Source organism: Acinetobacter brisouisimilis, assembly GCF_000368265.1.
Classification (GTDB): Bacteria; Pseudomonadota; Gammaproteobacteria; order Pseudomonadales; family Moraxellaceae; genus Acinetobacter.
On the sequence record NZ_KB851219.1, the window covers coordinates 179644 to 205369 of the forward strand.

22 protein-coding genes are annotated in these 25726 nt (G+C 44.4%); 17 read left to right on the plus strand and 5 right to left on the minus strand.

Features of this window, described 5'->3' with window-relative positions:
• Nucleotides 1-35 precede the first annotated feature (35 nt).
• Together F975_RS04540 and F975_RS04545 are read right to left on the minus strand one after the other, a co-directional pair.
• Nucleotides 36-1454 (minus strand): NAD(P)/FAD-dependent oxidoreductase, encoded by a 1419-nt coding sequence (locus F975_RS04540; protein ID WP_004750818.1) that lies wholly within the window; start codon nucleotides 1452-1454, stop codon nucleotides 36-38.
• 21 nt (nucleotides 1455-1475) lie between these two features.
• Nucleotides 1476-2807 (minus strand): APC family permease, encoded by a 1332-nt coding sequence (locus tag F975_RS04545; protein ID WP_004750820.1) that lies wholly within the window; start codon nucleotides 2805-2807, stop codon nucleotides 1476-1478.
• 102 nt (nucleotides 2808-2909) lie between these two features.
• Between F975_RS04545 and F975_RS04550 the strand changes: the two genes are divergently transcribed.
• Nucleotides 2910-3269, plus strand: a complete 360-nt coding sequence (locus tag F975_RS04550) for a COG3415 family protein (RefSeq protein WP_004750822.1) — start codon at nucleotides 2910-2912, stop codon at nucleotides 3267-3269.
• Between the two features lie 418 nt (nucleotides 3270-3687).
• Here F975_RS04550 and pcaU read toward each other — a convergent pair whose 3' ends face one another.
• The gene (pcaU, locus tag F975_RS04555; protein ID WP_004750824.1) at nucleotides 3688-4512 is read right to left on the minus strand and encodes an IclR family transcriptional regulator PcaU; all 825 of its coding nucleotides are present in this window, start codon (nucleotides 4510-4512) and stop codon (nucleotides 3688-3690) included.
• A gap of 278 nt (nucleotides 4513-4790) precedes the next feature.
• Here pcaU and F975_RS04560 point away from each other — a divergent pair, with 278 nt between their 5' ends.
• From F975_RS04560 to F975_RS04620, 13 genes are all read left to right on the plus strand, one after another.
• Complete coding sequence (locus F975_RS04560) at nucleotides 4791-5477, plus strand: 3-oxoacid CoA-transferase subunit A (protein WP_004750826.1); 687 nt, start codon at nucleotides 4791-4793, stop codon at nucleotides 5475-5477.
• Between the two features lie 10 nt (nucleotides 5478-5487).
• Nucleotides 5488-6141 (plus strand): 3-oxoacid CoA-transferase subunit B, encoded by a 654-nt coding sequence (locus F975_RS04565; protein WP_004750828.1) that lies wholly within the window; start codon nucleotides 5488-5490, stop codon nucleotides 6139-6141.
• Nucleotides 6142-6207: 66 nt separating this feature from the next.
• Complete coding sequence (gene pcaF / locus F975_RS04570) at nucleotides 6208-7410, plus strand: 3-oxoadipyl-CoA thiolase (RefSeq protein WP_004750829.1); 1203 nt, start codon at nucleotides 6208-6210, stop codon at nucleotides 7408-7410.
• 2 nt (nucleotides 7411-7412) lie between these two features.
• Nucleotides 7413-8774, plus strand: a complete 1362-nt coding sequence (locus F975_RS04575) for a 3-carboxy-cis,cis-muconate cycloisomerase (RefSeq protein WP_004750831.1) — start codon at nucleotides 7413-7415, stop codon at nucleotides 8772-8774.
• Entirely contained in the window at nucleotides 8774-9559 is a 786-nt protein-coding gene (gene pcaD / locus F975_RS04580) for a 3-oxoadipate enol-lactonase (RefSeq protein WP_004750833.1), read from the plus strand. Before F975_RS04575 ends, pcaD begins: the two co-directional genes overlap by 1 nt.
• A 42-nt stretch (nucleotides 9560-9601) precedes the next feature.
• A complete protein-coding gene (gene pcaK / locus F975_RS04585; RefSeq protein ID WP_004750835.1) occupies nucleotides 9602-10957 on the plus strand; it encodes a 4-hydroxybenzoate transporter PcaK in 1356 nt (451 codons plus the stop codon).
• A 13-nt stretch (nucleotides 10958-10970) separates the two neighbouring features.
• On the plus strand, nucleotides 10971-11369 hold the full coding sequence (pcaC, locus tag F975_RS04590; protein ID WP_004750837.1) for a 4-carboxymuconolactone decarboxylase: 399 nt from the start codon (nucleotides 10971-10973) through the stop codon (nucleotides 11367-11369).
• Between the two features lie 37 nt (nucleotides 11370-11406).
• Nucleotides 11407-12132 (plus strand): protocatechuate 3,4-dioxygenase subunit beta, encoded by a 726-nt coding sequence (gene pcaH, locus F975_RS04595; RefSeq protein WP_004750839.1) that lies wholly within the window; start codon nucleotides 11407-11409, stop codon nucleotides 12130-12132.
• A 17-nt stretch (nucleotides 12133-12149) separates the two neighbouring features.
• A complete protein-coding gene (pcaG, locus tag F975_RS04600; RefSeq protein WP_004750841.1) occupies nucleotides 12150-12779 on the plus strand; it encodes a protocatechuate 3,4-dioxygenase subunit alpha in 630 nt (209 codons plus the stop codon).
• A 99-nt stretch (nucleotides 12780-12878) separates the two neighbouring features.
• Nucleotides 12879-13682, plus strand: coding sequence for a type I 3-dehydroquinate dehydratase (gene aroD, locus F975_RS04605; RefSeq protein ID WP_416201880.1), 804 nt, complete (start codon nucleotides 12879-12881; stop codon nucleotides 13680-13682).
• Nucleotides 13683-13710: 28 nt separating this feature from the next.
• Nucleotides 13711-15171, plus strand: a complete 1461-nt coding sequence (locus F975_RS04610) for a right-handed parallel beta-helix repeat-containing protein (protein ID WP_004750845.1) — start codon at nucleotides 13711-13713, stop codon at nucleotides 15169-15171.
• A 65-nt stretch (nucleotides 15172-15236) separates the two neighbouring features.
• Complete coding sequence (locus F975_RS04615; RefSeq protein ID WP_004750848.1) at nucleotides 15237-16553, plus strand: carbohydrate porin; 1317 nt, start codon at nucleotides 15237-15239, stop codon at nucleotides 16551-16553.
• A 361-nt stretch (nucleotides 16554-16914) separates the two neighbouring features.
• Nucleotides 16915-19350, plus strand: coding sequence for a glucose/quinate/shikimate family membrane-bound PQQ-dependent dehydrogenase (locus tag F975_RS04620; RefSeq protein WP_004750850.1), 2436 nt, complete (start codon nucleotides 16915-16917; stop codon nucleotides 19348-19350).
• Between the two features lie 360 nt (nucleotides 19351-19710).
• On the opposite strand, the gene F975_RS04625 is transcribed toward F975_RS04620, so the two are convergent.
• Nucleotides 19711-19908 (minus strand): heavy-metal-associated domain-containing protein, encoded by a 198-nt coding sequence (locus F975_RS04625; RefSeq protein ID WP_034426131.1) that lies wholly within the window; start codon nucleotides 19906-19908, stop codon nucleotides 19711-19713.
• Nucleotides 19909-20101: 193 nt separating this feature from the next.
• Here F975_RS04625 and F975_RS04630 point away from each other — a divergent pair, with 193 nt between their 5' ends.
• The 3 genes from F975_RS04630 (at nucleotide 20102) to F975_RS04640 (ending at nucleotide 24253) form a co-directional block, all read left to right on the plus strand.
• The gene (locus tag F975_RS04630; RefSeq protein WP_004750854.1) at nucleotides 20102-22579 is read left to right on the plus strand and encodes a heavy metal translocating P-type ATPase; all 2478 of its coding nucleotides are present in this window, start codon (nucleotides 20102-20104) and stop codon (nucleotides 22577-22579) included.
• The gene (cueR, locus tag F975_RS04635; protein ID WP_004750856.1) at nucleotides 22576-22974 is read left to right on the plus strand and encodes a Cu(I)-responsive transcriptional regulator; all 399 of its coding nucleotides are present in this window, start codon (nucleotides 22576-22578) and stop codon (nucleotides 22972-22974) included. Before F975_RS04630 ends, cueR begins: the two co-directional genes overlap by 4 nt.
• Before the next feature lie 79 nt (nucleotides 22975-23053).
• A complete protein-coding gene (locus F975_RS04640) occupies nucleotides 23054-24253 on the plus strand; it encodes an amino acid aminotransferase (protein ID WP_004750858.1) in 1200 nt (399 codons plus the stop codon).
• Between the two features lie 269 nt (nucleotides 24254-24522).
• Here the strand turns inward: F975_RS04640 and F975_RS04645 are convergent, their stop codons facing one another.
• Nucleotides 24523-25701, minus strand: a complete 1179-nt coding sequence (locus F975_RS04645) for a YbfB/YjiJ family MFS transporter (protein ID WP_004750860.1) — start codon at nucleotides 25699-25701, stop codon at nucleotides 24523-24525.
• Nucleotides 25702-25726 lie beyond the last annotated feature (25 nt).

Sequence of the window (25726 nt, forward strand, 5' to 3'; positions counted from 1 at the left end):
GCTTTTTTATTATGGGTAAAACAGGATACTGACCATTAAAAAGAAACCATCTTGCCTGGGTTCATCATGGCACCTAAACCATAAGCGCCTTTTGCTACAGGGATTACCAGTGGTGCCAATGCTCGGCCAAAGGTGATATCTTTGTGCTGAATTTGCGTGAGCATTTCAAAATCTTTGGCTTGCCCAACAAAATCATCAGCAATGGCTTTACCAATTCGAACAGTTTGTGCGACACCATGACCACTCCAGCCATGTACTACATAAATTGGGAATTTATTGCCAAATTTACGACTGTCAGTTGCACCATTTACAGTTAAATCAGTTGTACCACTCCAAACAAAGTCGAGTTCAACCTGCTTAAGTTGCGGGAAAACGCTATTAATGCGCCCTAGCAGGTATTGGTAGGTTTTTTCTGGACTCCAGCAACTTCCTGTACCTTGTCCCCCAAAGAGTAGGCGGTTTTTGCTGACTCCGCGATAGTAGTCAATCTGGAACTGGGTGTCATACACAGGATGATCACTGGGTAATAGCTCGCTTAAATCAACTTCGAGTGGTGCTGTGGTACTCACATACGTATAAAATGGAATCGTGGTTTGATTATGCTGCGGTAATAATTTGAAAGATGCATGATGTACTCCAATCACCACACTTTTACGCGCCTTGATCGTACCATGAGCCGTATGTACATAAATGCCGTCATCACGTTCTTCAATTTCGGTCACTTCGGTACGTTCGTAGATGGTGCCACCATTTTGCAAGAAGCCGTAAGCAATGCCTCGATTGAGCGCCAACGGATGAATGTGCCCACCTAAATGATCAATTAGCCCACCAAAATAACTTTCTGATTTGACATGATCGAACAGCTCATGTTTTCCGACAACATGCGTGTGGTTTTCACCTAAATATTTGCGTGCATCTGAGCCTTGAGTTAAGGCAACCAAATGTCCTTCATGCACAGCTGCGGTTATATGGCCGCGTTTGCGCTGTAAATTGAGCTGGTATTTGGCAGCAATATTGTCAATTAATTGCATGGCTTCAACAGAAGTGAAGTTCCAGAGACGCTTTGCATCTTCATAGCTAAAGTGTTCAATCATTTCTTCAGCTTCCCAGCGTGCAAGTCCAGGAGTGAGCTGCCCGCCATTGCGTCCAGAAGCGGCGCTGCCAATGCGGTCTTTGTCGAGCAGGATGGTTTCAACACCTTGTTCTGCCAGATGCAGTGCAGTTGACGAGCCCAAAAGCCCAGCACCAATCACGACAACATCACACTCTGTATTGTTATTGAGTGCATCGAAAGTCTGCCATTCAGCCAAAGAGCTTTCGTAGTAGTTGGCAGGACTCTCGATTTGTGCCTTATTGGGATTAACCCAGTTCCAGTCTTTGCCATTCAACTGGTTGATACTGACTTTGAATTCAACATCTTCCAGCAAGTTAGGTTTGTTAACCAGTTTTTGCATTTTGATACTCACTTGATTGAATTAATAAGCATTGCTAATCGCAATTGATTGTTTTTTTGCTTTTTTATAGATAAAGAACACAATGCCAACCCCAAGCCACATACCACCAAAAGTCAGTGCAGATTTTTCAAGGTTCATCCATAAGCACACAATGGCGGCAACAGAAATCAGTGGGAGTACGGCATTAAAAAATTTATTTTTTAGTCCTTGGCGCTGCTTGTTACGCACATAGAATTGCATAAAGACTGAAAAATTAACTGCAGTAAAGGCAACCAAAGCCCCAAAACTAATCAGGTTTACCACTTGAGCAAGATCAAGGAAAATTGCACTTAAAGAGACAAGCCCAATGAACAGGGTTGCATACAGTGGTGTTCCAAAACGTGGGTGAATACTGCCCAAGGTTTTTTTATGGAAAATACCATCACGCCCCATGATGTAAATCAGGCGTGAAGCACTGGCATGACTGGCTAAGCCAGATGCAACGGTGTTCATGATTTGCCCTGTCAGGAACACTGATTGAAATAGCGCACCGCCCACATACAGTACAATTTCAGGGAGTGCTTCATCGGGGTGTTTGAATTGTGCATTGGTTGGGAAATACAGTTGGATAAACCACGCTGCGGTAAAGAAAATCACACCACCAATCAGTGTTGTTAATATTACGGCACGTGGAATATTGCGTTTAGGATCTTTGGTTTCATGTGACAGTGTTGTAACGGCATCAAATCCCAAGAACGAAAAGCACAAAATGGATGCTCCCGCAACAAGAGGCAGCAGATGAGTATTTCCATGAAAGAGTGGTGCAAGGGTTAAAACGTGTTCAGAGCCTTGAGTGCTACTCACGCCATGAATGACCAAGTAAACAAAGAACACCATTAACAGTACAGGTGCGAGTACAAAGATTAAGCTTAAGTTAGCTAACAAGTTGACTTTAAAAAGGTTAATAAAAGTAACCACACTAGCGGCAATCAGTACCCATGCCCAGTAAGGTACACCTGGTAAAATTGCTTCCAGATAAATACCACAGAGTAAAGCATTGATCAGGGGTAACAAGATGTAGTCCAAAAGAGCACACCAACCAACAAAAAAACCTAGAGATGAACCACAGCTTTCGGCTGTGTAGGTGTAAGCTGAGCCTGGCTTTTCAGACACGCGGCTAAAACGAGCGTAGCTAAAAGCAGTGAGTAGCATGGCAACCAATGCAAACAAATAGGCCAAAGGTACGTGTCCTTCGGTTGTTCCAGAAACAATGCCGAAAGTATCAAACACTGTCATTGGTGTCATATAAGCAACTCCGACCACAATCACTTGCCATAGCGATAACTTTTTTAAATGAATATCATCTTGCAGCATAATCTAATCCTTGTAACAATAATAATCCCTGTAGGGAAATATTCAAACTTGTTTTTATTTGTGCATAAAGTGTGCCATTAATATTTTTTTTAGAGAGTTAATATGCCGAAATATTCAATTGAAATCAGAAAAGCTGCCTTGGATACTTATAAGAAAACTGATTATAAAGTGGCTGTATGTAAACAGTTTAATATCTCTAGAGTCACTCTGGATGCATGGATTAAGCTTGAGGAAGAGACAGGAAGCTTGCAACCTAAACCAAGTAAAAAACGGGGAGCACCTGCACATATTCAAGACTGGGAAGCTTTTCAGAACTTTATAAAAAATAATAAATTTCAAAATATTAGCGATCTTATTCCATTGTTTGAAAAAGAGTTTGGCTATAGTGTTTCATATGCTGTTTTAGTGCGGGCAATTCATGTTTTAGGCTTACGCCGTCGCCGTGGTCGGTTTTATGCATGAATATAAATGGTGAGAAAATAGAGGTATTTAAAAAGTTAAAAACGTTTATTTCTTTTAATAAGAAAGTAAATTTATTAATATAAAAAAGTAAATTGTAATGATTTAAAAAGTAAATTTATTAATATAAAAAAGTAAATTGTAATGATTTAAAAAGTAAACATATTAATGTAAAAAAGTAAGTTTTAAATTATAAAAAAGTAAACTTATTTTTATTAAAAAGTAAGTTTTAAATTATAAAAAAGTAAATTTATAAAAATAAACCTGTCTATAAGTAAGCAAAAAATGCCTGTTGCGAGTGCAACAGGGTTGTTTTGGGGAGTTGGTATGCGAAGATATGGTTAAATTTATCAGGGATTATCTCTAGACCTACTGAGTCAAAATTGTGTGAGATAGATTGGATAGCCAGATATCAATGTACTTAAAGTACATTGCGCAGTTCCCGTGCGGTTTCTTGCAACAAAGGTAAAATATGCTGAATCAGATACTCGCGTGTTGTACGCATGGTCGGTGACACAATATTGAGTGCGGCAACGACTTTGGAATTGCCATTATAGATAGGAACTGCCAAGGCATGTACGCCTAACTCATGCTCTTCACAGGAGTAGCACCAGTCCTGTTCTTTTAATTCTCTTAGTAACTGTAAAAATTCGGCATCATCGATACAGGTATATTTGGTTAAACGCTTCAAGGGATATTTTTTTAGCCACTCAAGTTGCTGTTCTGGTTCCAAATGTGCCAGTAAGATTTTTCCTGCAGAAGTTGCATGGGCGGGCAAACGATTTCCCAAATGTAAGCCATATGGATTGACTCGGTCAGTTTGCTGGTGTGCTGCACTACGGGCAACCGTAATCGCTTCGTAACCATCGAGTACCATGACTGAAAAGATTAAAGAAGTCTGATTGGTCAGCAGATTAAGCAACGGCTGTGAAATTTTAGGTAATGGAGCACCACTTAAATAAGCTCCTGAAAATTTTAAAATTTTTGGAGCCAAATAAAAATAATGACCATCGTATTCTAAATAGCCCAAATACTCTAAGGTCAGTAAATGCCGACGTGCAGCAGCTCGAGTCAAACCTGTACGTTCTGCTGCCATAGAGATATTTAAGCGATGTCGATCATTCCCGAAGCTTTCCAAAATTGCCAGTCCTTTCCCCATGCCTGCAATAAAATCTTCATGGCGAATTATTTTTTTATTTTCAGGATTTTGCAGCGTCTTGTTGGGTTTTTGCTCTATTTTTTCCATCTAAATTTCACCATACAAAGTGCTTGACCAAGCATTATTTTCTAGGAGGTTCAAAATAATAACTATTGTTCGATAGTCGAACAATATACATTATCATCGAACAATTACGCGTTTTACTGCTAGATGTTTAGGCGAAAATTATAAAAAATGAGCAGACAAAGGAAATCTAATTAAATTACTCGGGATTGGGTAACAACGTCGAAAGCGACTGACTTTATCCTGCCTAATTTTTAGTTCCAATCAATTAATCATTTTATGATGCACAGTGGAGTTATCCAATGATAGATAAAAGTGCGACCTCATTTCGCGAGGTTCTGTCGCAAATTAAAGATGGTTCGACCATCATGATTGGTGGCTTTGGCACCGCAGGACAACCTGCCGAACTCATTGATGGCTTGCTGGATTTGGGCATCAAAGACCTGACTATTGTCAGCAACAATGCGGGTAATGGTGACTATGGTCTGGCGAAATTGCTCAAAGCAGGCGCTGTGAAAAAAGTCATCTGTTCTTTCCCGCGTCAGTCGGATTCTTGGGTATTTGACGAACTGTACCGCGCAGGCAAAATCGAGCTGGAACTGGTGCCACAAGGCAACCTCGCTTGCCGTATTCAGGCTGCGGGTATGGGCTTGGGTGCAGTGTTTACGCCTACAGGCTATGGCACTTTACTGGCTGAAGGAAAAGAAACCCGTCATATCGATGGCAAGGACTATGTCTTGGAATACCCGATTCATGCCGATTTCGCCTTGATCAAGGCACAGCAGGGCGACCGCTGGGGCAATCTGGTTTACCGCAAATCCGCACGTAACTTTGGCCCAATCATGGCCATGGCAGCGAAAGTCACCATCGCACAAGTTTCTGAAGTGGTTGAACTGGGTGAGTTAGATCCTGAACACATCATTACCCCAGGTATCTTTGTGCAGCATGTGGTTCAGGTTGAACCTGCTTCACCATTGGCAACCGCATAAGGAGACTGACATGAGCTATAAAAAACTAACCCGTGACCAAATCGCTGAACGTGTCGCTCAAGACATTCCTGATGGTGCTTATGTGAATCTTGGCATTGGCTTACCAACCAAGATCGCCAGCTACCTGCCTGCGGATAAAGACGTTTTCCTTCATTCTGAAAATGGCCTGTTGGCATTTGGCCCACCACCAGCAGAGGGTGAAGAAGATCCTGAACTAATCAATGCCGGTAAAGAATTCGTAACGATGTTGAAAGGCGGCGCGTTTTTCCATCATGGAGACTCGTTTGCCATGATGCGCGGTGGTCACCTTGATATCGCAGTTCTTGGTGCATTCCAGATTGCAGCCAATGGTGATTTGGCCAACTGGCATACTGGTGCACCGAATGCCATTCCTGCTGTCGGCGGTGCAATGGACTTGGCTGTTGGTGCCAAGAAAGTCTTTATCACCACGGATCATGTCACCAAACAGGGTGAACCAAAGATTGTGGCAGAACTGACTTATCCTGCGACAGGTCTGAAATGTGTAGACCGTATCTATACTGACTTATGTGTGATTGATGTCACACCTGAAGGTTTGAAAGTGCTGGAGAAAGTCGAAGGCTTAAGCTTTGACGAGCTGCAGGCAATGACTGGTGCAACACTGATTGATGCGACTCAAGGATAAAAACCTCTCCCTAACCCTCTCCTGAAAGGAGAGGGAAAAGGTGAAGTAACAGGACAGGATTAAAGAATGAAAAATGCTTATATTGTCGATGCCATCCGTACTCCGTTTGGCCGTTATGCTGGTGGTCTAGCTTCAGTTCGTGCCGATGACCTCGGTGCCTTACCGATCAAAGCCCTGATGCAGCGTAACCCAAGCGTGGACTGGCAACAGGTCGATGACGTGATCTATGGCTGTGCCAACCAAGCGGGTGAAGACAACCGTAATGTCGGACGCATGTCATCTTTACTTGCAGGCTTACCATACCAAGTGCCAGCAACGACCATTAACCGTCTGTGTGGTTCATCGCTAGATGCGATTGCCATGGCGGCACGCACCATTAAAGCGGGTGAAGCAGACCTGATTATCGCGGGTGGTGTAGAGAGCATGAGCCGTGCACCATTTGTCATGGGCAAAGCCGAAACGGCTTACAGTCGCACCCAGAAGATTGAAGACACCACCATGGGCTGGCGTTTTATCAATCCGAAACTCAAAGAAATGTATGGCGTGGACACCATGCCACAAACCGCGGAAAACGTGGCAGCACAGTTCCACATTAGCCGTGAAGATCAGGACAAGTTTGCTTTAACCAGCCAGCAACGTACTGCCGCTGCACAAGCCAAAGGCTACTTTGCCAACGAAATCGTACCTGTGACGATTCCACAGCGCAAAGGCGATCCGATCGTGGTTGATACCGATGAACATCCACGTGCAACCACATTGGAAACCTTAACCAAACTGAAACCTGTAGTGAAAGCTGAAGGGACGGTGACTGCGGGCAATGCTTCAGGTATTAACGACGGTGCAGCAGCACTACTGATTGCGTCAGATGAAGCCATCACAAAATACGAACTGAAAGCACGCGCCAAGATTATTGCAGCTACAACGGTGGGTGTTGAACCGCGCATCATGGGCTTTGCCCCAGCACCAGCGATCAAGAAATTACTGAAACAGGCCAACCTGACTTTGGCACAGATGGACGTGATTGAATTGAACGAAGCTTTTGCTGCACAGGCATTAGCATGTACGCGTGACCTAGGTCTGGCGGACGATGATGCCCGAGTCAATCCAAACGGTGGTGCGATTGCACTGGGTCATCCACTCGGTGCTTCAGGCGCACGTCTAGTCACTACAGCCTTGAACCAGCTTGAACAGACTGGCGGCAAGTACGCCTTATGTTCAATGTGTATCGGTGTCGGTCAGGGGATTGCCTTGATTATTGAGCGAGTTTAAGTATGAGCCAGTTATATGCCAGCTTATTTTATCAGGATGACGTGACTGAAATTTTCAGTGATCGGTCTTTGATTTCTTACATGATTCAAGCTGAAGTGGCTCTGGCAAAAGCTCAGGCTCAGGTTGGGGTAATTCCTCAATCTGCGGCAGATTCGATTGAAGCGATTGAACAAAAAACAGCATTGGAACAGATCGATTTTGATGCGTTGGCAACCGCAACAGGGCTTGCAGGCAATATCGCAATTCCTTTTGTAAAACAGTTGACTGCAATTGTGAAACAACAAGATGAAGCTGCTTCACGTTTTGTGCACTGGGGTGCAACCAGTCAGGATATTTTAGATACTGCCTGTATTTTACAGTGCCGTGATGCGTTGCAGCATGTTGAACAGAGCGTGCAGCAAAACTACCAGACGGCATTGACGCAGGCACAAGTTTATCGTGATCAGGTGATGATTGGGCGGACATGGCTACAACAAGCTTTGCCAATTACGCTGGGTCACAAGTTTGCTCGTTGGGCAAGTGCGTTTAAACGTGATTTGGATCGGATTCAGGCAATGAAAGCCCGCGTACTGGCTGTTCAGCTCGGCGGTGCAGTGGGTTCATTGGCATCACTGCTTGATCAGGGATCCGCAGTTGTCGAAGCATTTGCCCAACAGCTCCAATTAGCGACACCAAGTTGCACATGGCATGGTGAGCGCGATCGTATCGTGGAGATCGCCAGTGTACTCGGCATGATTGTCGGTAACACAGGCAAAATGGCACGTGACTGGTCTTTGATGATGCAGACAGAAATTGCTGAAGTGTTTGAGCCAACTGCAAAAGGTCGCGGTGGTTCATCGACCATGCCGCACAAGCGTAACCCTGTTGCAGCAGCATCGGTACTTGCAGCTGCAAACCGTGTACCCGCATTAATGTCGAGCATTTATCAGAGCATGGTGCAAGAACACGAGCGTAGTCTTGGCGCATGGCATGCTGAATGGTTGGTGTTGCCTGAGATTTTTCAGCTTTGCGCAGGTGCATTGTCACGTACCTTGGAAGTTTTACAAGGGATGGAAGTCAATGCGGGCAACATGCAACGTAATCTGGACTGTACTCAAGGTTTGATTATGGCTGAAGCAGTCATGATGGCATTGGCACCTAAAATGGGACGTCTCAATGCGCATCATGTGGTCGAAGCCGCATGTAAAACCGCAGTTGCTGAGCAAAAGCACTTAAAAGAAGTCATCGCTGAGCTTGATGACGTCAAAAATAATTTTTCTACAGCAGAAATTTCCACGATTTTTAAACCTGAATCTTATTTAGGCAATATTCAGGCACAAATTGATGCAGTTTTGCAGGAAGCACAGGCAGGAGTGGCAAAGTGATGATCACGATTACCAATCGTCAAGGCAAACATTTATCGGTTTATGTGGAAGGTCTTGAGAATGCGCCTGCCATTGTTTTTTCCAACTCTTTGGGAACCGATCATGCCATATGGCAGCCACAGGTTGCTGAACTGAAAAAACAGTTCAAAGTGATTACTTATGATACTCGTGGGCATAGTCAAAGCGATGTAGTCGCAGAGACAACTGTGCAAAACCTTGCAGAAGATGTAATTGATATTTTAGATGCGTTGAACATTGAAAAAGCACATTTTTGCGGTATTTCAATGGGCGGGCTGACTGCACTGTATTTAGGTATTCACCATGCTGATCGTTTTAACAGCATTACAGTTGCCAACTCCGCAGCCAAAATTGGAACAGCAGAAGCGTGGCTAAAACGTGCTGAAGCGGTTGAGCAAAATGGTTTGGCAGATTTGGTTGCATCAACGCATAGCCGTTGGTTTAGCAGTGAATTTGATTATCAGGAAAATGCACTGGCACAGCAAACCATTCAAAGTTTAGCCAATACACCAGCACAAGGTTATGCCAATGCCTGCCGAGCTTTGGCACATGAAGATTTGCGTGAACAGATTGCCAATATTCAGATTCCAACCTTGTTGATCGCAGGTAAATTTGACCCGATCACCACAGTCGCTGATGCTGAATTTATGCAGCAGCGCATTGCCCATAGCCAACTCAATATTTTACCAGCATCACATTTGTCAAATATTGAGCAACCTGAAGGATTTACTCAGGCTCTTCAGCGCTTTATTGAAGTGATTTCATAAAAGCCCACTGTTTTAAAAGGATTTTCGCCTAAGGAGGCAACTATGGCGTCTCAGGACACTGCTCGCCCAAATATGAGCATGGATGCACAGGCACTGATTAATGATTCACCATTAAGTGCTTATCAGTGGATGATTGCAGCCATTTGTTTTTTCATTGTTTTTTTAGACGGTATTGATACCGCAGCGATGGGCTTTATTGCGCCTGCACTGGCTCAGGACTGGGGGCTTGACCGTTCTCAGTTGGGCCCTGTGATGAGTGCTGCTCTTGGCGGCATGATCATCGGTGCATTGGTCTCGGGGCCAACGGCTGACCGTTTTGGTCGTAAGGCGGTGCTGTCATTTTCCATGCTGATTTTTGGTGGTTTTACCATTGGCTGTGCTTATGCCAATAACCTCGATACTTTGGTTATTTTGCGTTTCTTGACAGGAATCGGGTTGGGGGCAGCCATGCCAAATGCCACCACACTGTTTTCTGAATATTGCCCGACACGTATTCGTTCACTACTCGTAACCTGCATGTTTTGTGGTTACAACCTCGGTATGGCGATTGGCGGATTCTTAAGTAGCTGGATGATTCCAAACTTTGGCTGGCACAGTTTATTCCTGTTTGGTGGCTGGAGCCCAATGATTCTGACCTTCTTTGTGGTTGGTTTCTTGCCAGAGTCTTATCGCTTCTTGATTGTTCGTGGTGGCAATAACGAAAAAGTTCGCAAAATTTTGAGCCGTATTGCGCCGACTCAAGTGCAGAACGTAACTGAGTTTCATGTTCCTGAAGAAAAAAGTGCAGTGCAGAAAAAGCAAAACGTGTTTTCGATGCTCTTTTCGCCAACGTACATCAAAGGCACGTTATTGCTTTGGTTCACATATTTCATGGGCTTGGTCATGATTTACCTGCTTACCAGCTGGTTACCAACCTTGATGCGTGAAACTGGCGCGAGCATGGAACGTGCAGCCTTTATCGGTGGTCTATTCCAGTTCGGTGGTGTTCTTAGTGCGTTATTTATTGGCTGGGCAATGGATCGCTTTAACCCGAACCGCATTATTGCAGGCTTTTATTTGGCGGCAGGTGTTTTTGCCTTCACTGTGGGTCAAAGCTTGAGTAGTCCGATCTTACTTGCAGTCTTGGTACTTTGTGCAGGCGTTGCAATCAATGGTGCACAGTCTTCTATGCCAGCACTCAGTGCACGCTTTTACCCAACCCAATGCCGTGCAACAGGTGTGGCGTGGATGTCAGGGATCGGGCGTTTTGGTGCGGTGTTTGGAGCGTGGATTGGTGCAGTACTTCTCGGTCAACACTGGTCATTTACCGCAATTCTGAGCATGTTATTGATTCCAGCAACCGCTGCCGCAGTCTCTATTTTTGTCAAATCACTGGTTGCACATACTGATGCAACCTAATGAGGGTTTTCTTATGAATGATGATGAACGCTACAAACAAGGTATTCAAGTTCGCACGGAAGTTTTAGGCGAAAAGCACGTCAACCGTTCGATTGAAAACCTGAATGAGTTCAATAGCGACTTTCAGAATTTTATTAGCCGTTTTGCTTGGGGTGAAGTGTGGTCTCGCCCTGGCATGCCACGCCATACCCGTAGTCTGGTGACTATCGCTGTGTTGTTGGCACTGGGTCGTGAAGCAGAGTTACGTATGCATATTCGTGCGTGCTTTAACAATGGTGTCACTCAAGACGACCTCAAAGAATTATTTCTTCATTGTTCATTGTATGCAGGTTTGCCAGCAGCAAATGCCGCGATGCATATGGCAGAAGAAGTATTTAAAGAGCTAGGAATTTCACCTGGCCAGCAAGCGTAATGGATGCAATTTTTTTAAAATTTAAAGGAGAAATATGATGTCTCAGATTATTTGGGGTGCCTACGCACAGCGTAATACAGATCATCATCCGCCAGCACATACACCAGGCTATAAAACCAGTGTGTTACGTTCGCCAAGCAATGCATTGATTTCAATTGCGGAAACACTCACTGAGGTGACAGCACCACATTTTAGTCCAAATCAGTTTGGCCCTAAAGATAACGACTTAATCTTAAATTATGCAAAAGATGGTTTGCCAATTGGTGAACGGGTGATTGTGCATGGTTATGTGCGTGATCAGTTTGGTCGTCCTGTAAAAAATGCACTACTTGAAGTTTGGCAAGCCAACGCTTCAGGTCGTTATCGCCATCCAAATGACCAGTTTATTGGTGCGATTGATCCTAACTTTGGTGGTTGTGGTCGTATGTTGACCGATGAAAACGGTTACTTTGTTTTCCGTACCATCAAGCCAGGTCCATATCCGTGGCGTAACCGTATCAATGAATGGCGTCCTGCGCATATTCACTTCTCTTTAATCGCAGATGGTTGGGCACAGCGCCTGATTTCACAGCTTTATTTTGAAGGCGATACATTAATTGATTCTTGTCCAATTATTAAAACTATTCCTTTAGAAGAACAACGTCGTGCACTGATTGCTTTGGAAGATAAGAGCAATTTCATTGAAGCAGATAGCCGTTGCTACCGTTTCGACATCACCTTGCGTGGTCGTCGCGCAACGTACTTCGAAAACGATTTAACTTAATGGATGGAGTAGAAAAAATGAATGGCTGGAATTTTCAAGAATTAGCAGAAACCCCATCTCAAACAGGTGGTCCTTACGTACACATTGGCCTGTTGCCGAAACAAGCCAACATTGAAGTATTTGACAACAATTTCAACAACAATCTTTTGCAAGAACACACTCATGGCGAACGTATTCGCCTTGAAGGTCAAGTTTTTGACGGTCTGGGTTTGCCACTACGTGATGTCTTGGTTGAAATCTGGCAAGCCGATGCCAATGGTGTTTACCCAAGTCAAGCCGATATCCAAGGCAAAACTGCTGATCCGCATTTCCAAGGTTGGGGACGTGCAGGCGCTGATTTCCAGACTGGCGTATGGCACTTTGACACCATTAAACCGGGTGCAGTTCCAGGACGCAAAGGTACACAGCAAGCACCGCATATTGCATTGGTTATTTTTGCACGTGGAATAAACATTGGTTTACATACCCGTGTGTATTTTGAAGATGAAGCTGAAGCAAATGCTAAAGACCCGATCTTAAATGGTATTGAGTGGGTGCCACGTCGTAATACTTTGCTGGCTAAACGTGTAGAGCGTGATGGTCAGGTCGTTTATCGCTTTGATATTCGTATCCAAGGCGAAAATGAAACCGTATTTTTTGATATCTAAGCTGCGCGCTGTATGGGTTTTTCATACAGCGACATTACACAAGGAATGGTAATGATAAACCTTAAACATAAAGTACTTCAGATGGCACTAGCATGCAGCATGTTGGGGGCAGCATCTGTTGCGTTGGCACAACCACTGATGGCAGATCATTATGTCGTGAAAAATGTTGATATTGGTGTGATGCCAGTAAAGACCATCGTGCCGATTACAGCGCAAACTGCTGCAGAGGCGATTGCTCAGGCAAAAGTGATTGCCAGCAATCCAAATGCAGATATTGCTGAATTCCGTATTGATTTGTTGAACTTCGCTACGGATAGCAAACAGGTGATTGCATTAGGACAGCAACTCAATCAGATTTTAAAAGACAAACCACTTCTTGCAACAATCCGTACTGCCAATGAAGGCGGTAAACTGAAAGTCAGTGATGAAGAATACGGCAAAATCTATAGTGCGTATTTGAAAAAACCGTTTATGCAATTGCTTGATATCGAAATGTTCCGTGATGCAAAAGTGGTACGTAAGGTAACGGATTTGGCGCATGAAAAACATGTGTTGGTGGTGATGTCGAATCATGATTTTGCCAAAACACCAAGCGAACAGGAAATTGTTGATCGTCTGCTAAAACAAGACCAAATGGGTGCAGATATTTTAAAAATTGCAGTCATGCCGCAGTCTAAAGCCGATGTATTTACCTTGATGAATGCAACACTGAAAGTAAGCCAACAAAGCAAAAAACCATTGTTAACCATGTCAATGGGACGCTTGGGCACCATTTCCCGAATCGCAACTGCAAGCTCGGGTGGTAGTTTAAGTTTCGGCATGATTGGTCAGGCTTCAGCACCAGGTCAAATTGATGTGACCCAGCTGCGCCAGTTCTTACAAACTGTACAACCCACACCATAATAAAAAGTGAATTAAAGGAATATCTGGAATGAAAGCAATTTCTTTGCGAGTGACCGCATTAAGTTTAGGACTATTGGCTTCAGGTTGGGCGGCTGCTTCAACCTACGTGGTTGATCGTTACCAAGATGACCAGAATCAGGGATCATTGCGTTGGGCGATTGAACAGTCCAATGCCAATCCATCGGATGACAATCAAATATTGATTCAGGCTGTAGGTAAAGCACCGTATAGCATTAAGGTAAATTCGCCACTGCCTGAAATAAAAGGCCCTGTAAAAATCATTGGTACGCAATGGGACAAAACAGGTGAGTTTATTGCCATTGATGGTTCTAACTATATTCAGGGTGAAGGGGCAAAAGCTTGTCCTGGTGCTGTGCCTGGGCAATATGGTACCAACGTACGCACGATGACTCTGCCAGGTCTAGTATTGCGTGACACACATCATGTTGTGCTGAAAGGTCTGGATATTCATCGCTTCTGTATTGGTATTTTGGTCAACCGTTCGAGCAATAACCTGATTCAGCATAACCGTATTAGCAATAACTACGGTGGTGCTGGGGTGATGTTTACAGGAGATGACGGCAAGGGCAATCCAACCTCAACCACGACCAACAATAACAAGTTCTTGGACAATATCCTTCAGGATAATGGCGATGGTTTAGAGTTGACCCGTGGTGCAGCGTTTAACTTAATTGCGAATAACCTGTTTACTAACACCAAAGCCAACCCAGAGCCATCACAAGGTATTGAAATCTTGTGGGGCAATGACAACGCGGTTGTCGGTAATAAATTTGAAAATTACTCTGATGGTTTACAAATTAACTGGGGCAAGCGCAACTATATTGCCTATAACGAATTGACTGCCAATTCAACAGGATTCAACCTGACAGGTGATGGCAACATCTTTGACAGTAACAAGGTACATGGTAACCGTATTGGGATTGCCGTGCGTTCAGAAAAAGATGCCAATGCACATATTACCTTCACTAAAAATCAGATTTGGGACAACGGCAAGGACATCAAACGCTGTGAAGCGGGCGGGACTTGTGTGCCAAATCAGCGTTTAGGCGCGATTGTATTTGGTGTGCCAGCACTGGAACATGAAGGTTTTGTCGGTTCACGTGGTGGCGGTGTGGTCATTGATCCGAAGAACCTGCAAAAAACCTGTACTGAGCCAACTCAGCAAGGTTGTAACCCACAGCCGAACCAATGGATTCAGGCACCTAAACTGACTGCACATCAGGGGCAACTTATGGTGAGCTTCAAAGGTCAGGCGAACCAGCGTTACCGCGTGGAGTTCTTTGGTAACCGCAATGCACAGTCTAAAGAAGCAGAACAGTTTGTAGGTGCAGCAACAGTTGCAACCAACGCACAAGGTCAAGCCACTTTGACTTGGAAACCAACCGAGAAATTTGCCAATTACACAGCAAATATCACTGATCACCTCGGCGCAAGTTCAGAACTCAGCCAACCCGTAAAACTAAAATGATGAAATATAGGCACTTTGACAGCATGTCGGGGTGCCTAACCCGATTAGGCTAAGGATGAGCAAATATGAAAAAAGTTAATTTAATTAAAATGAGTGCAGTTTCACTCGCAATTTTATGTAGCCAAGGTGTTATGGCAAATGAGCCATGGTCACAAGATCGTCAATGGCTATTTGGGGACTGGAATGGTAAGCGTCAGCAACTAGAAGACCAAGGCTACAAATTTACAGCATCGATCATGAGTCAGGCTGCGACCAATATTGATGGTGGTTACAATGATAACAATACGACTACGGTTGCATCACAGCTGACCCTTGGGGCAAATTTTGATTTAAATAAAATCGCAGGTTGGAATGATACAACAGCGGGCATCATGATTACCAAACGTGATGGTAATGCGCTGACCAATGAGCGGATTAAAGACCCTCGTTCTACCACGTTAGGTAACTCACAAGAGATTTATGGGCGTGGAAAAATCTGGCGTTTGACTCAAGCATGGGTGAAAAAAGGCTTTGATGACAACAAGATTCAGGTCAAAGCGGGCCGTATGGGCATGTCAGATGACTTTAACAGCTCACAGTGTGAGTTCCAGAACTTGCTACTTTGCGGTGGTCAGCTGGGTAAGTCGATTGGTTCAATCTGGTATAACTGGCCAGTCAGTGTTTGGGCAGCCAATGTCAAATACCAGTTTGCACCTGAATGGACAATTGGTGTCGGGGTTTATGAAGTCAATCCCGATGACATTAAAACCCAGTCAGCCAGTGATGGTTTTAACCTTGGCATGAACAATGTTCAGGGGGCAACGATTCCTGTTGAGTTGGCATGGAAACCAAAACTTAATGGCTTGCCTGGTGAATATAAAATCGGTGCCTTGTATTCAACGGCTGAAGCCAAAGACATTAAAACCGCAGGTAAAGTCCATGATGGCAAACACAGTTTCTGGTTCAATTCACAGCAACAGTTGACCCAACGTGGTGATGACTCGAAACGTGGTTTGTATGTCGGTTTTAATGCTGTATTCAATGACAAAGCTACTACATTTGTTGATAACACTGAACAATTGGCATTTTGGTACAAGGGCATGTTTGATAGCCGTCCAGCCGACACCATTGCACTTGGTTTTGCTCGCTATGGCGTTAATGACCGTGCTCGTGATAAGGAAATTGCAACAGACATCAGCCGTGGCTACTTCTCTTATGATCCGCTAGCAAGCAATTATGTTCCGATACAACGTAGCGAGTTGAATGTGGAACTAAACTATACCTATCAATTGTCACCTGCCGTCATGATTCGTCCAAACTTGCAATATATTCATCAGCCAGCAGGGGTGAAGGAAGTTGATGATGCTTGGGTTGCAGGTTTAAGTATGCGTGTAAATTTCTAATCTGGACTTAGAACTTGCTGGGTGTTCAGAGGTCAATGCCCAGCAGGATTTCAGCATGGTTTCGACGGTAGCACACGCTTTTTCAGTTTTTGATTGAGGATAGATTCAAAACTGTTGTTTTTAAACTGCGCTACTTTTTGTACTGAGGAATTTTGACTAAAAAGCCTTGTCAGCCTCATCAAGATGAAAAGGAATCATCGTGACTTATAACAAAGGAGTGAAGCTGTTTTTATGCCAAGTGGCGTAAAAGCAATTTTTTGGTTTTTGTTTTGGCGCATTGTGCAAATCGGTTGCAGCATCACAAGGTGCTGTTCTGTATCAGATAAAAAACTGATTTGACATCAAAACTGGAGATAGTTGTATGTCTGATTCACATACTCAGCCACACCCCATATTTAAGATATGGTGTGCGATCTTAGGATTGGCATTACTGGCTACAGGTTTATTTTATGTGATTGGTGGGGGTAAGCTCATCAGTCTCGGTGGTTCTTGGTACTTCTTGCTTGCAGGGATTTTTATGACCCTTGCGGCTATTCTCATGTTGAGAAGAAAAGCACTCAGTGGCTTTATTTATGCTGCTGTATTTATTGTAACGCTGATTTGGTCATTGTTCGACAAAGGCTGGGATTTCTGGGGCTTGTTCTCTAGCCTCATGTTTCCATCTGGACTATTTGTAGCCATCATGTTGACGCTGCCAAGCTTACGCTGTTATGAGCAAAAAGCGCGGTGTGCTACACCAGCATATGGTTCAGGTTTAGTGGTACTTGTGGGGATGTTGGTGGCATTTTATCAAATGTTCCAGCCACACCCAACCGTTGCAGCATCAGGTCAGGCATTGCCTTTAGTTCCTGTAGATGCAACAAAACAGCAAAAAAACTGGGATCACTATGGTAATGATGCGGGTGGTAGCCGTTTTGCTGCATTAGACCAAATTAACCGTAATAACGTCAAAGACCTGAAAGTGGCTTGGACTTATCAGACAGGGGATAAAACTACAGGTATAGGTAATGGTGCTGAAGATCAGGAAACACCATTACAAGTTGGCAATAAAGTGTTCTTGTGTACCCCGCATAACAACGTGATTGCGGTTGATGCCGATACAGGTAAGCAATTGTGGAAAGCGGAAGTCAATTCACATGCTGATGCTTGGGAGCGCTGTCGTGGCGTTGCTTATTTTGATTCAACGCAAACCATTGAACAACCAAAATTTGCAGGTGCAACACCTGTAACCACAGTTGCAAACAATACAGCTTGTCCACGTCGTGTTTATACCAATACACCAGATGGGCGTTTAATTGCGATCAATGCTGACAATGGTCAACGCTGTGAAGATTTTGGTGATCATGGTACGGTAAATCTGCTTGAAGGCATGGGAGATGGTACGAAAGCACCACGTTTTGAGGTCACTTCCGCTCCGACACTGGCAGGTACAACACTGGTTGTGGGTAGCCGTATTGCCGATAACGTTGCTGCAGACATGCCAGGGGGCGTAATCCGTGGTTATGATGTGATCACGGGTAAATTACGCTGGGCATTTGATCCACGTAACCCGAATCCAAACTATGTGTTAAAACCAGGCGAAACTTATAAACGTAGTTCAGCAAACTCTTGGGCGCCAATGTCTTATGACCCGAAAATGAATACTGTGTTCTTGCCAATGGGCAGTTCATCGGTAGATGTTTGGGGTGGTAACCGTAATGCACTAGATCACAAATACAATACTTCTGTGTTGGCGCTTGATGCGACAACAGGGAAAGAAAAATGGATTTACCAAACTGTACATAATGATCTTTGGGACTTTGACTTACCAATGCAACCAAGCTTGGTCGATTTCCCAATGAAAGATGGTACAACTAAACCTGCTGTCGTGATTGGTACTAAATCTGGTCAGTTCTTTGTTCTTGACCGTGTCACAGGTAAACCACTGACTAAAGTCATTGAGCAACCTGTAAAAGTTGCAGACATTCCAGACGAGCAGTATTCAAAAACTCAACCGCGTTCAGTGGAAATGCCGCAAATTGGCAATCAGACTTTAAAAGAGTCTGACATGTGGGGTGCAACACCATTTGACCAGTTGATGTGTCGTATCAACTTTAAATCTATGCGTTACGATGGTCTGTTCACTGCACCAGGGACTGATGTTTCACTCAGCTTCCCAGGCTCTTTGGGTGGTATGAACTGGGGTAGTATCTCATTTGATCCGACACATCGTTATATGTTCGTGAACGACATGCGTTTAGGTTTATGGATTCAGTTGATTAAACAAACACCTGAAGACATCAAAATTCAGGCGAGCGGTGGTGAGAAAGTCAACACAGGCATGGGTGCTGTACCAATGAAAGGTACGCCGTACAAAGTCAACAAAAACCGCTTCATGTCGGCTTTGGGTATTCCATGTCAAAAACCGCCATTTGGTACCATGACTGCGATTGACATGAAAACTCGTCAAATTGCATGGCAAGTGCCATTGGGTACAGTTCAAGACACTGGACCTCTAGGCTTCAAAATGGGCTTGAAAGCACCGATTGGTATGCCAACCATTGGTGGTTCAATGGCAACTCAAGGTGGCTTGGTGTTCTTTGCTGCAACACAAGACTACTACTTGCGTGCCTTTGATTCATCAACAGGGAAAGAGCTGTGGAAAGCCCGCTTACCTGTAGGTAGCCAAGGTACGCCAATCAGCTACATTTCACCAAAAACAGGAAAACAATATATCGTGATTTCTGCGGGCGGTGCGCGTCAATCACCAGATCATGGTGACTACGTGGTGGCTTATGCGTTGCCTGAGAAAAAATAAGTGATGTGCTGTTGTCGAGCTGCATGTTGCTAGACAACAGATACTGAACAAAAACGGGCTGATCATTTGGATTAGCCCGTTTTTATGTATATAAAAAGCGAATTCGTACAGCCAAACGTATAAATCCTCATTTCAACAGAAAAGGTAAAACACAGGATTAAGCACGCGAGTGTAAGAAGAAAAGATGTGTTCGAAGCAGACTAGAATAAGTAAAGATCAGCGAAAATCGCACACGTATCCCATAACAGATCATTTGGATGAAATAAAAAGGCGCCAGAAAAAGCATTTTTATTTGTAATGAAAGGCTTTATTAACATTAAACACTTTGGGTATGAGGTATCCCATACCCAAAATCAAGGCTTATGCTTTAAGAACAGGTGGAAAACCATCTTCTGTTAAAGCTTCAGTCAGTTGTTCAACACTGGCACTGGTTTGGACTTCAACCAGTTTGCTTGCAACATCAATATTCACCTGTGCATTTGGATCAAGATCTTTAATGGTTGCTGTAACGCTACGTGCACAGCCGCCACAAGTCATATTGGCAATTTCAAATTTCATGATTGCTGCCTGATTTAAAGAAGAGAATTGCATTGTAAAGCTTACCCTCATGGTAAGGTCAAGTGGCTTTAAATCAGAATATTTTAAATCTGTATCTTGACCTTGCTCTTATGTCAAGGTTTAAGCTGAACAGTATAAATGATCATCAACAGAACTGTAGACGCACTGCTTGGTTGCAGTACAAGGAGGCAGTATGAGCCAGTCACAACATCCTTATCATCAATCACTTGATATTGAGGGCATGACGTGTGCCTCGTGTGTTGGGCGGGTGGAGAAGGCATTAAAAAAAGTGGATGGTGTCGCAGAGGTTGCAGTCAATCTTGCTACCGAAAAAGCCGTGATCCATAGTGATAAGGCTGTGCCACGTGAAGATTTAGTGCATGCAGTCGAGCGGGCAGGCTATGAAGTTCGTACGCAGCCTGAGCAGCTATTTGAATTGAATATTCAGGGCATGACCTGCGCTTCGTGTGTCGGGCGCGTAGAAAAAGTCCTGAAAAAAGTTGAAGGCGTGAGTGATGCAACGGTCAACCTTGCTACCGAAAAAGCTGTGGTTCATGCACATTTAGCCGATGCCAATGCATTAATTGCAGCGGTACAAAAAGCAGGTTATGAGGCACAGTTACAGCCACAGCATGTAGCACAACCTGGCAATGAATTGAGCGAACGCCGTGAACAGGAAGCCAGTCAGTTAAAGCGCGACTTATTGATTTCAGCATGTTTAAGTTTGCCTGTGTTTATTCTGGAAATGGGTGGGCATTTGATTCCAGCGTTTCACCATTGGGTGATGCAGCACATTGGCATGCAAAACAGTTGGTGGCTACAATTTGTCTTGACCACGTTGGTACTGTTCTTTCCAGGGCGTCGTTTTTATCAAAAAGGCATTCCAGCCTTACTGCGTTTTGCCCCTGATATGAACTCACTGGTTGCGGTGGGAACACTGGCAGCCTATGGTTTTTCCTGCGTCGCCACCTTTGCCCCAACGTGGCTACCTGAGAACAATGTAAATGTGTATTTTGAATCGGCTGCGGTGATTGTGACCCTGATTCTGCTTGGGCGTTATTTGGAAGCCAAAGCCAAAGGACGAACTTCACAGGCGATTCAGCACTTGCTCGGCTTACAGCCAAAAACTGCACGCATTATTGTCAATGGGCAAGTGCAAGAGGTCGAAATTGCCCAAGTGCAACTCGGCATGCAATTACTCATTCAACCAGGGGAGAAAATCCCTGTCGATGCTACAGTGATTGAAGGGCAAAGTTTTGTCGATGAATCCATGATCACGGGTGAGCCGATTCCTGTGGCGAAAAATCTAGGCATGACCGTGGTGGCAGGCACAATCAACCAGCAAGGTTCGCTGACCATTCAGGCCACTGCCGTTGGTGCGAATACGGTTTTGTCACAAATTATTCGTTTGGTAGAGCAGGCGCAAGGTTCCAAGTTACCGATTCAGGCTTTGGTGGATCGAGTGACCATGTGGTTTGTACCTGTAGTGATGGGTTTGGCACTCCTGACTTTTGTGGTGTGGTTTTTCTTCGGCCCTGAACCTGCGCTAAGCTTGAGCTTGGTCAATGCTGTAGCTGTGCTGATTATTGCCTGTCCATGTGCAATGGGATTGGCAACACCAACTTCGATCATGGTCAGTACAGGGCGTGGTGCAGAACTGGGAATATTATTTAAACAAGGGCAAGCCTTGCAGCAATTGCAGGAAACCCAGATTATCGCTGTTGATAAAACAGGCACAGTGACCGAAGGTAAACCGACACTGACCGATTTTGTGGCGCTTGATCCAAATCAAACTCAACACATATTACAGGTGGTCGCTTCAGTTGAAGCCAAATCAGAACATCCTATTGCAGTGGCAATTGTGCAACATGCGCAGCAACAAGGTTTAGCCCTGCTTCCTGTTGAGCAATTCCAAGCCTTGACGGGTTATGGTGTTGAAGCAACGGTCAATCAGCAGCAGATTCATTTGGGTGCAGCACGCTTAATGCAACAGTTAGGTTTAAGTGTCGAGGTCTTTTCCGAACAGGTACAGCAGTTGGCAGAACAGGGTAAAACCCCGATTTATGCAGCAATTGATCGAGAGTTAATGGCGATATTGGTGGTATCTGACCCAATTAAGCCAAGTAGTTACAGTGCGATTCAAAATTTGCACCAACTGGGTTTAAAAGTCGCCATGATCACAGGTGATCATCATGTGACGGCGCAGGCGATTGCCAAGCAGTTGGGTATCGATGAAGTGATTGCTGAAGTGTTGCCAGAAGGGAAAGTCAACGCCGTGCAGGCTTTGCAGCAGAAATATGGCAAATTGGCTTTTGTGGGTGATGGTATTAATGATGCCCCTGCGTTGGCAGCAGCCGATATCGGTATTGCCGTGGGAACAGGAACGGATGTCGCGATTGAATCTGCCGATGTGGTGTTGATGTCTGGCAACCTGCAAGGGGTGAGCAATGCAATTGCCTTGAGCCAAGCCACCATTCGCAATATTCGCCAAAACCTGTTTTGGGCATTTGTCTATAACGCAGCACTTATTCCTGTAGCAGCAGGGGCGTTGTATCCAGCTTATGGCATTTTACTGTCACCCATGTTTGCAGCCTTTGCCATGGGCATGTCTTCAGTGTTTGTATTGGGGAATGCCTTGCGCTTGAAACGCTTTCGGGGAGTTTTTGCATGAATATCGGGCAAGTTGCCAAACAGACAGGGCTGTCGAGTAAGATGATTCGTTACTACGAAGAAGTTGGGTTGCTGTCCAATATTCAGCGAACGAGTGCGGGTTATCGAGTTTATACCGCGCAAGATCTTCAAGCCTTGCGTTTTATTCGCCATGCCCGAACACTGGATTTTTCAGTGGAACAAATCAAGGAATTACTCAGTTTATGGCGCAACCAGTCGCGGCAGAGTGCAGAAGTCAAACAGTTGGCACTGGCACATATTCAGCAGTTACAGCAGCGTATAGCAGCATTGCAAAACATGGTGGAAATTTTGCAGCATACCGCAGATTGCTGCGCGGGGAATGAAACCGCAGATTGTCCGATTCTTGAGCAGATTGAACATGGGAAAATGGATTGAATAGTTGGCTAAAAAATCAGCGCCAAAATGGTGCGATCTGTGTTTATAATGCTAAGGCAACCATCAGGATAGATAGTCTATGTTTCAGCATGTTGAGCCTTATGCAGGCGACCCGATTTTAACTTTAATGGAAAAATTCCAAAAAGATGAACGCAACAATAAAGTCAATTTAAGTATTGGTTTATATTACACCGAAGAAGGGATTGTGCCGCAGTTAAATGCTGTGAAACAAGCTGCACTGCGCACCAATCAAGACGTGGATAAAGCCAAACTGTATTTGCCAATGTCAGGCTTGAAATCTTACTGTGACATTACTCAAGAATTACTTTTGGGTGCAGACAGCCAAGCGCGTGCAGAACAACGTGCGGTGACCATTCAGACTTTGGGTGGTTCAGGTGCATTGAAAGTTGGTGCAGACTTCCTGCATAAATATTTCCCAAGCTCTAAAGTTTGGGTGAGCCGCCCAACATGGGAAAACCATATTGCGATTTTCCAAGGTTCAGGCTTTGAAGTCGCTGAGTACCCATACTTCGATGCCAATACCAACGGCGTGGCATTCGACGACATGCTGGCTTGCTTAAAACAAATTCCAGAGCAAGACGTTGTATTGTTGCACCCTTGCTGTCATAACCCGACAGGTGCAGATTTGACTCCTGCGCAATGGGATCAAGTGATTGCGGTATTACTGGAACGTAACCTGATTCCATTCCTGGATATTGCTTACCAAGGCTTTGCAGAAGACCTCGATAAAGATGCCTATGCAATTCGTGCGCTAGACCGTGCAGGTGCAAAATTCTTACTCAGTAACTCATTCTCAAAAATCTTCTCGTTGTATGGCGAGCGTATTGGTGGGTTGACTGCGATTTGTGAATCGACTGAGTCGGCTGAACATGTCTTGGGTCAGTTCAAAGCGACTGTTCGTAAAATCTACTCAAGCCCACCAACGACAGGTGCGGTTTTAGTCGATACCGTTTTGCGTGATGATGCACTACGTCTGGACTGGCAAGAAGAGTTGCAAGAGATGTGTGACCGCATTACCAAAATGCGTACCATCTTGCGCGATGAGCTAACCCAACGTGTACCAGGTCGTGACTTTAGTTACTTGGTGAAACAGCGTGGCATGTTCAGTTACACAGGCTTAACAGGCGAGCAAGCTGACATTTTACGTGACGAATTCGCGATTTATTTGCTTCGCAGTGGTCGTATCTGTGTGGCAGGTTTGAACCAGAAAAATGTGTATTACGTTGCTGAATCTATTGCAAAAGTTTTGACACGTTAATCGGTGTGAAAACCAAAAAAGATTAAGTTATTATGCCAATCAGTTGAAAAATTGATTGGCATTTTTCATATTTAAGATGGCAGATGTGTCATGGAAATGTCATGCGCTGTTTGAGGCAGCACGATCTTTAAAAATATGCTGTTTCTGCGATTTATTTGCTCAATGAATAATTTTGCCAAGTTTTGCGGTAGGTGGATTTCTTGCGAAGCTCAGCTTCTTATTTGGCGAAACGAAAGAACGGATGAGCTTCCAAAGTATATCTAATATTGTTAAATCGCTATTTTCTTTGGGGTACGCCATGTCCAAAACAGTCCCCAAATAAAAGCCAATAAACCCACTGCAAAACTTTGTTGCAATGAACCGCCATGTTCAATCCAGAGTTTTGCCAACCACGGGCCAAATAACTGCGCGCCTGCATAAATGGTAATCATGGCTGCGGAAAGTTTCGGCCCTTGATGCGGCTGGAAAAAACGTGCCAAACGCTGGGTACACATGACTGAGCCAAGAAATCCAGCACCGACAAAGACAGCACAGCCTAAAACACCCCAAATATTTGGCATAAGTAAAATCAGTAACACGCCGAGCGCTTGTATCCAGTATGAACCGAGCAATGCCTGACGATCTCCCCAACGTGCGCCTAAACTGTTCCAGATGGGAATAAACAGCGAACAGGACAGCGAGGTCATCAGCCAGACATTTTTCACCAAAAATGTATGTTCACCACCCACCTGATGTGCTAAAGCTGGCAAAAAGGTCATCGGTAAAATATAGCCCAAACCTGCACCAATATAAGAAATAAATAGAGGTGTGCTGTTGGTATCAAACAGCTTTTGGTTTGCATGTGCTGTTTTAACTTGCTGGTGAATCTGGATTTTTGAGATTTGATACAGGCTAAAGACCAACAGGGGAATGCAAGCGATGGCAATCGGTAACCAGCGCCATTGCCCAGTAAAAAACGGAGCTGTCCAGTCCACCAAAATACCGCTGACGATTAATCCCAAACCTACACCAAAGTACACGAGGCCGCTTAAACGCGTCAGTTGATGTTCACTGAGCCATTCCAAAATTAGGGCAGGCGCAAGTACAAACACCAGACCATTACTCATGCCATTGGCAAGGCGTAGCAATAACAGGGGTGTATAAGCAGCGCTCAAACATTGCAGTATGGTTAGTGTGGCATTGATCACTAAACCAAAGCATACATAACGTTTCAGTCGATCAGGTCGGTTTAAATAGACCGCCATTAATGCCCCAATCAAATAACCTAGATAATTACTGGTTGCGAGGTCTGCACCTTGGTTAATGCTGATGAGATGATCTTGGATGAAATAGGGTAATAGTGGGGTAAAGGCAAAACGCCCAATGGCATGCACAAGCATTAAACTGCTAATCCCTGCAGCAATATAACCATAAGCCTGATAACGCAGTGAATGATCGACTGATGCCATTGCTTATCCCTCAGCATTTATGTGA

Bases quoted from the DNA above. Each gene is read 5' to 3' on its own strand.
- pcaH (WP_004750839.1), top strand. From the start codon at position 11,407: ATGTCTCAGATTATTTGGGGTGCCTACGCACAGCGTAATACAGATCAT.
- pcaG (WP_004750841.1), top strand. From the start codon at position 12,150: ATGAATGGCTGGAATTTTCAAGAATTAGCAGAAACCCCATCTCAAACA.
- cueR (WP_004750856.1), top strand. From the start codon at position 22,576: ATGAATATCGGGCAAGTTGCCAAACAGACAGGGCTGTCGAGTAAGATG.
- F975_RS04630 (WP_004750854.1), top strand. From the start codon at position 20,102: ATGAGCCAGTCACAACATCCTTATCATCAATCACTTGATATTGAGGGC.
- F975_RS04565 (WP_004750828.1), top strand. From the start codon at position 5,488: ATGAGCTATAAAAAACTAACCCGTGACCAAATCGCTGAACGTGTCGCT.
- F975_RS04620 (WP_004750850.1), top strand. From the start codon at position 16,915: ATGTCTGATTCACATACTCAGCCACACCCCATATTTAAGATATGGTGT.
- pcaD (WP_004750833.1), top strand. From the start codon at position 8,774: ATGATCACGATTACCAATCGTCAAGGCAAACATTTATCGGTTTATGTG.
- pcaF (WP_004750829.1), top strand. From the start codon at position 6,208: ATGAAAAATGCTTATATTGTCGATGCCATCCGTACTCCGTTTGGCCGT.
- F975_RS04575 (WP_004750831.1), top strand. From the start codon at position 7,413: ATGAGCCAGTTATATGCCAGCTTATTTTATCAGGATGACGTGACTGAA.
- F975_RS04645 (WP_004750860.1), bottom strand. From the start codon at position 25,701: ATGGCATCAGTCGATCATTCACTGCGTTATCAGGCTTATGGTTATATT.
- F975_RS04625 (WP_034426131.1), bottom strand. From the start codon at position 19,908: ATGAAATTTGAAATTGCCAATATGACTTGTGGCGGCTGTGCACGTAGC.
- F975_RS04560 (WP_004750826.1), top strand. From the start codon at position 4,791: ATGATAGATAAAAGTGCGACCTCATTTCGCGAGGTTCTGTCGCAAATT.
- F975_RS04545 (WP_004750820.1), bottom strand. From the start codon at position 2,807: ATGCTGCAAGATGATATTCATTTAAAAAAGTTATCGCTATGGCAAGTG.
- F975_RS04610 (WP_004750845.1), top strand. From the start codon at position 13,711: ATGAAAGCAATTTCTTTGCGAGTGACCGCATTAAGTTTAGGACTATTG.
- pcaU (WP_004750824.1), bottom strand. From the start codon at position 4,512: ATGGAAAAAATAGAGCAAAAACCCAACAAGACGCTGCAAAATCCTGAA.
- pcaC (WP_004750837.1), top strand. From the start codon at position 10,971: ATGAATGATGATGAACGCTACAAACAAGGTATTCAAGTTCGCACGGAA.
- pcaK (WP_004750835.1), top strand. From the start codon at position 9,602: ATGGCGTCTCAGGACACTGCTCGCCCAAATATGAGCATGGATGCACAG.
- F975_RS04640 (WP_004750858.1), top strand. From the start codon at position 23,054: ATGTTTCAGCATGTTGAGCCTTATGCAGGCGACCCGATTTTAACTTTA.
- F975_RS04550 (WP_004750822.1), top strand. From the start codon at position 2,910: ATGCCGAAATATTCAATTGAAATCAGAAAAGCTGCCTTGGATACTTAT.
- F975_RS04615 (WP_004750848.1), top strand. From the start codon at position 15,237: ATGAAAAAAGTTAATTTAATTAAAATGAGTGCAGTTTCACTCGCAATT.
- F975_RS04540 (WP_004750818.1), bottom strand. From the start codon at position 1,454: ATGCAAAAACTGGTTAACAAACCTAACTTGCTGGAAGATGTTGAATTC.
- aroD (WP_416201880.1), top strand. From the start codon at position 12,879: ATGTTGGGGGCAGCATCTGTTGCGTTGGCACAACCACTGATGGCAGAT.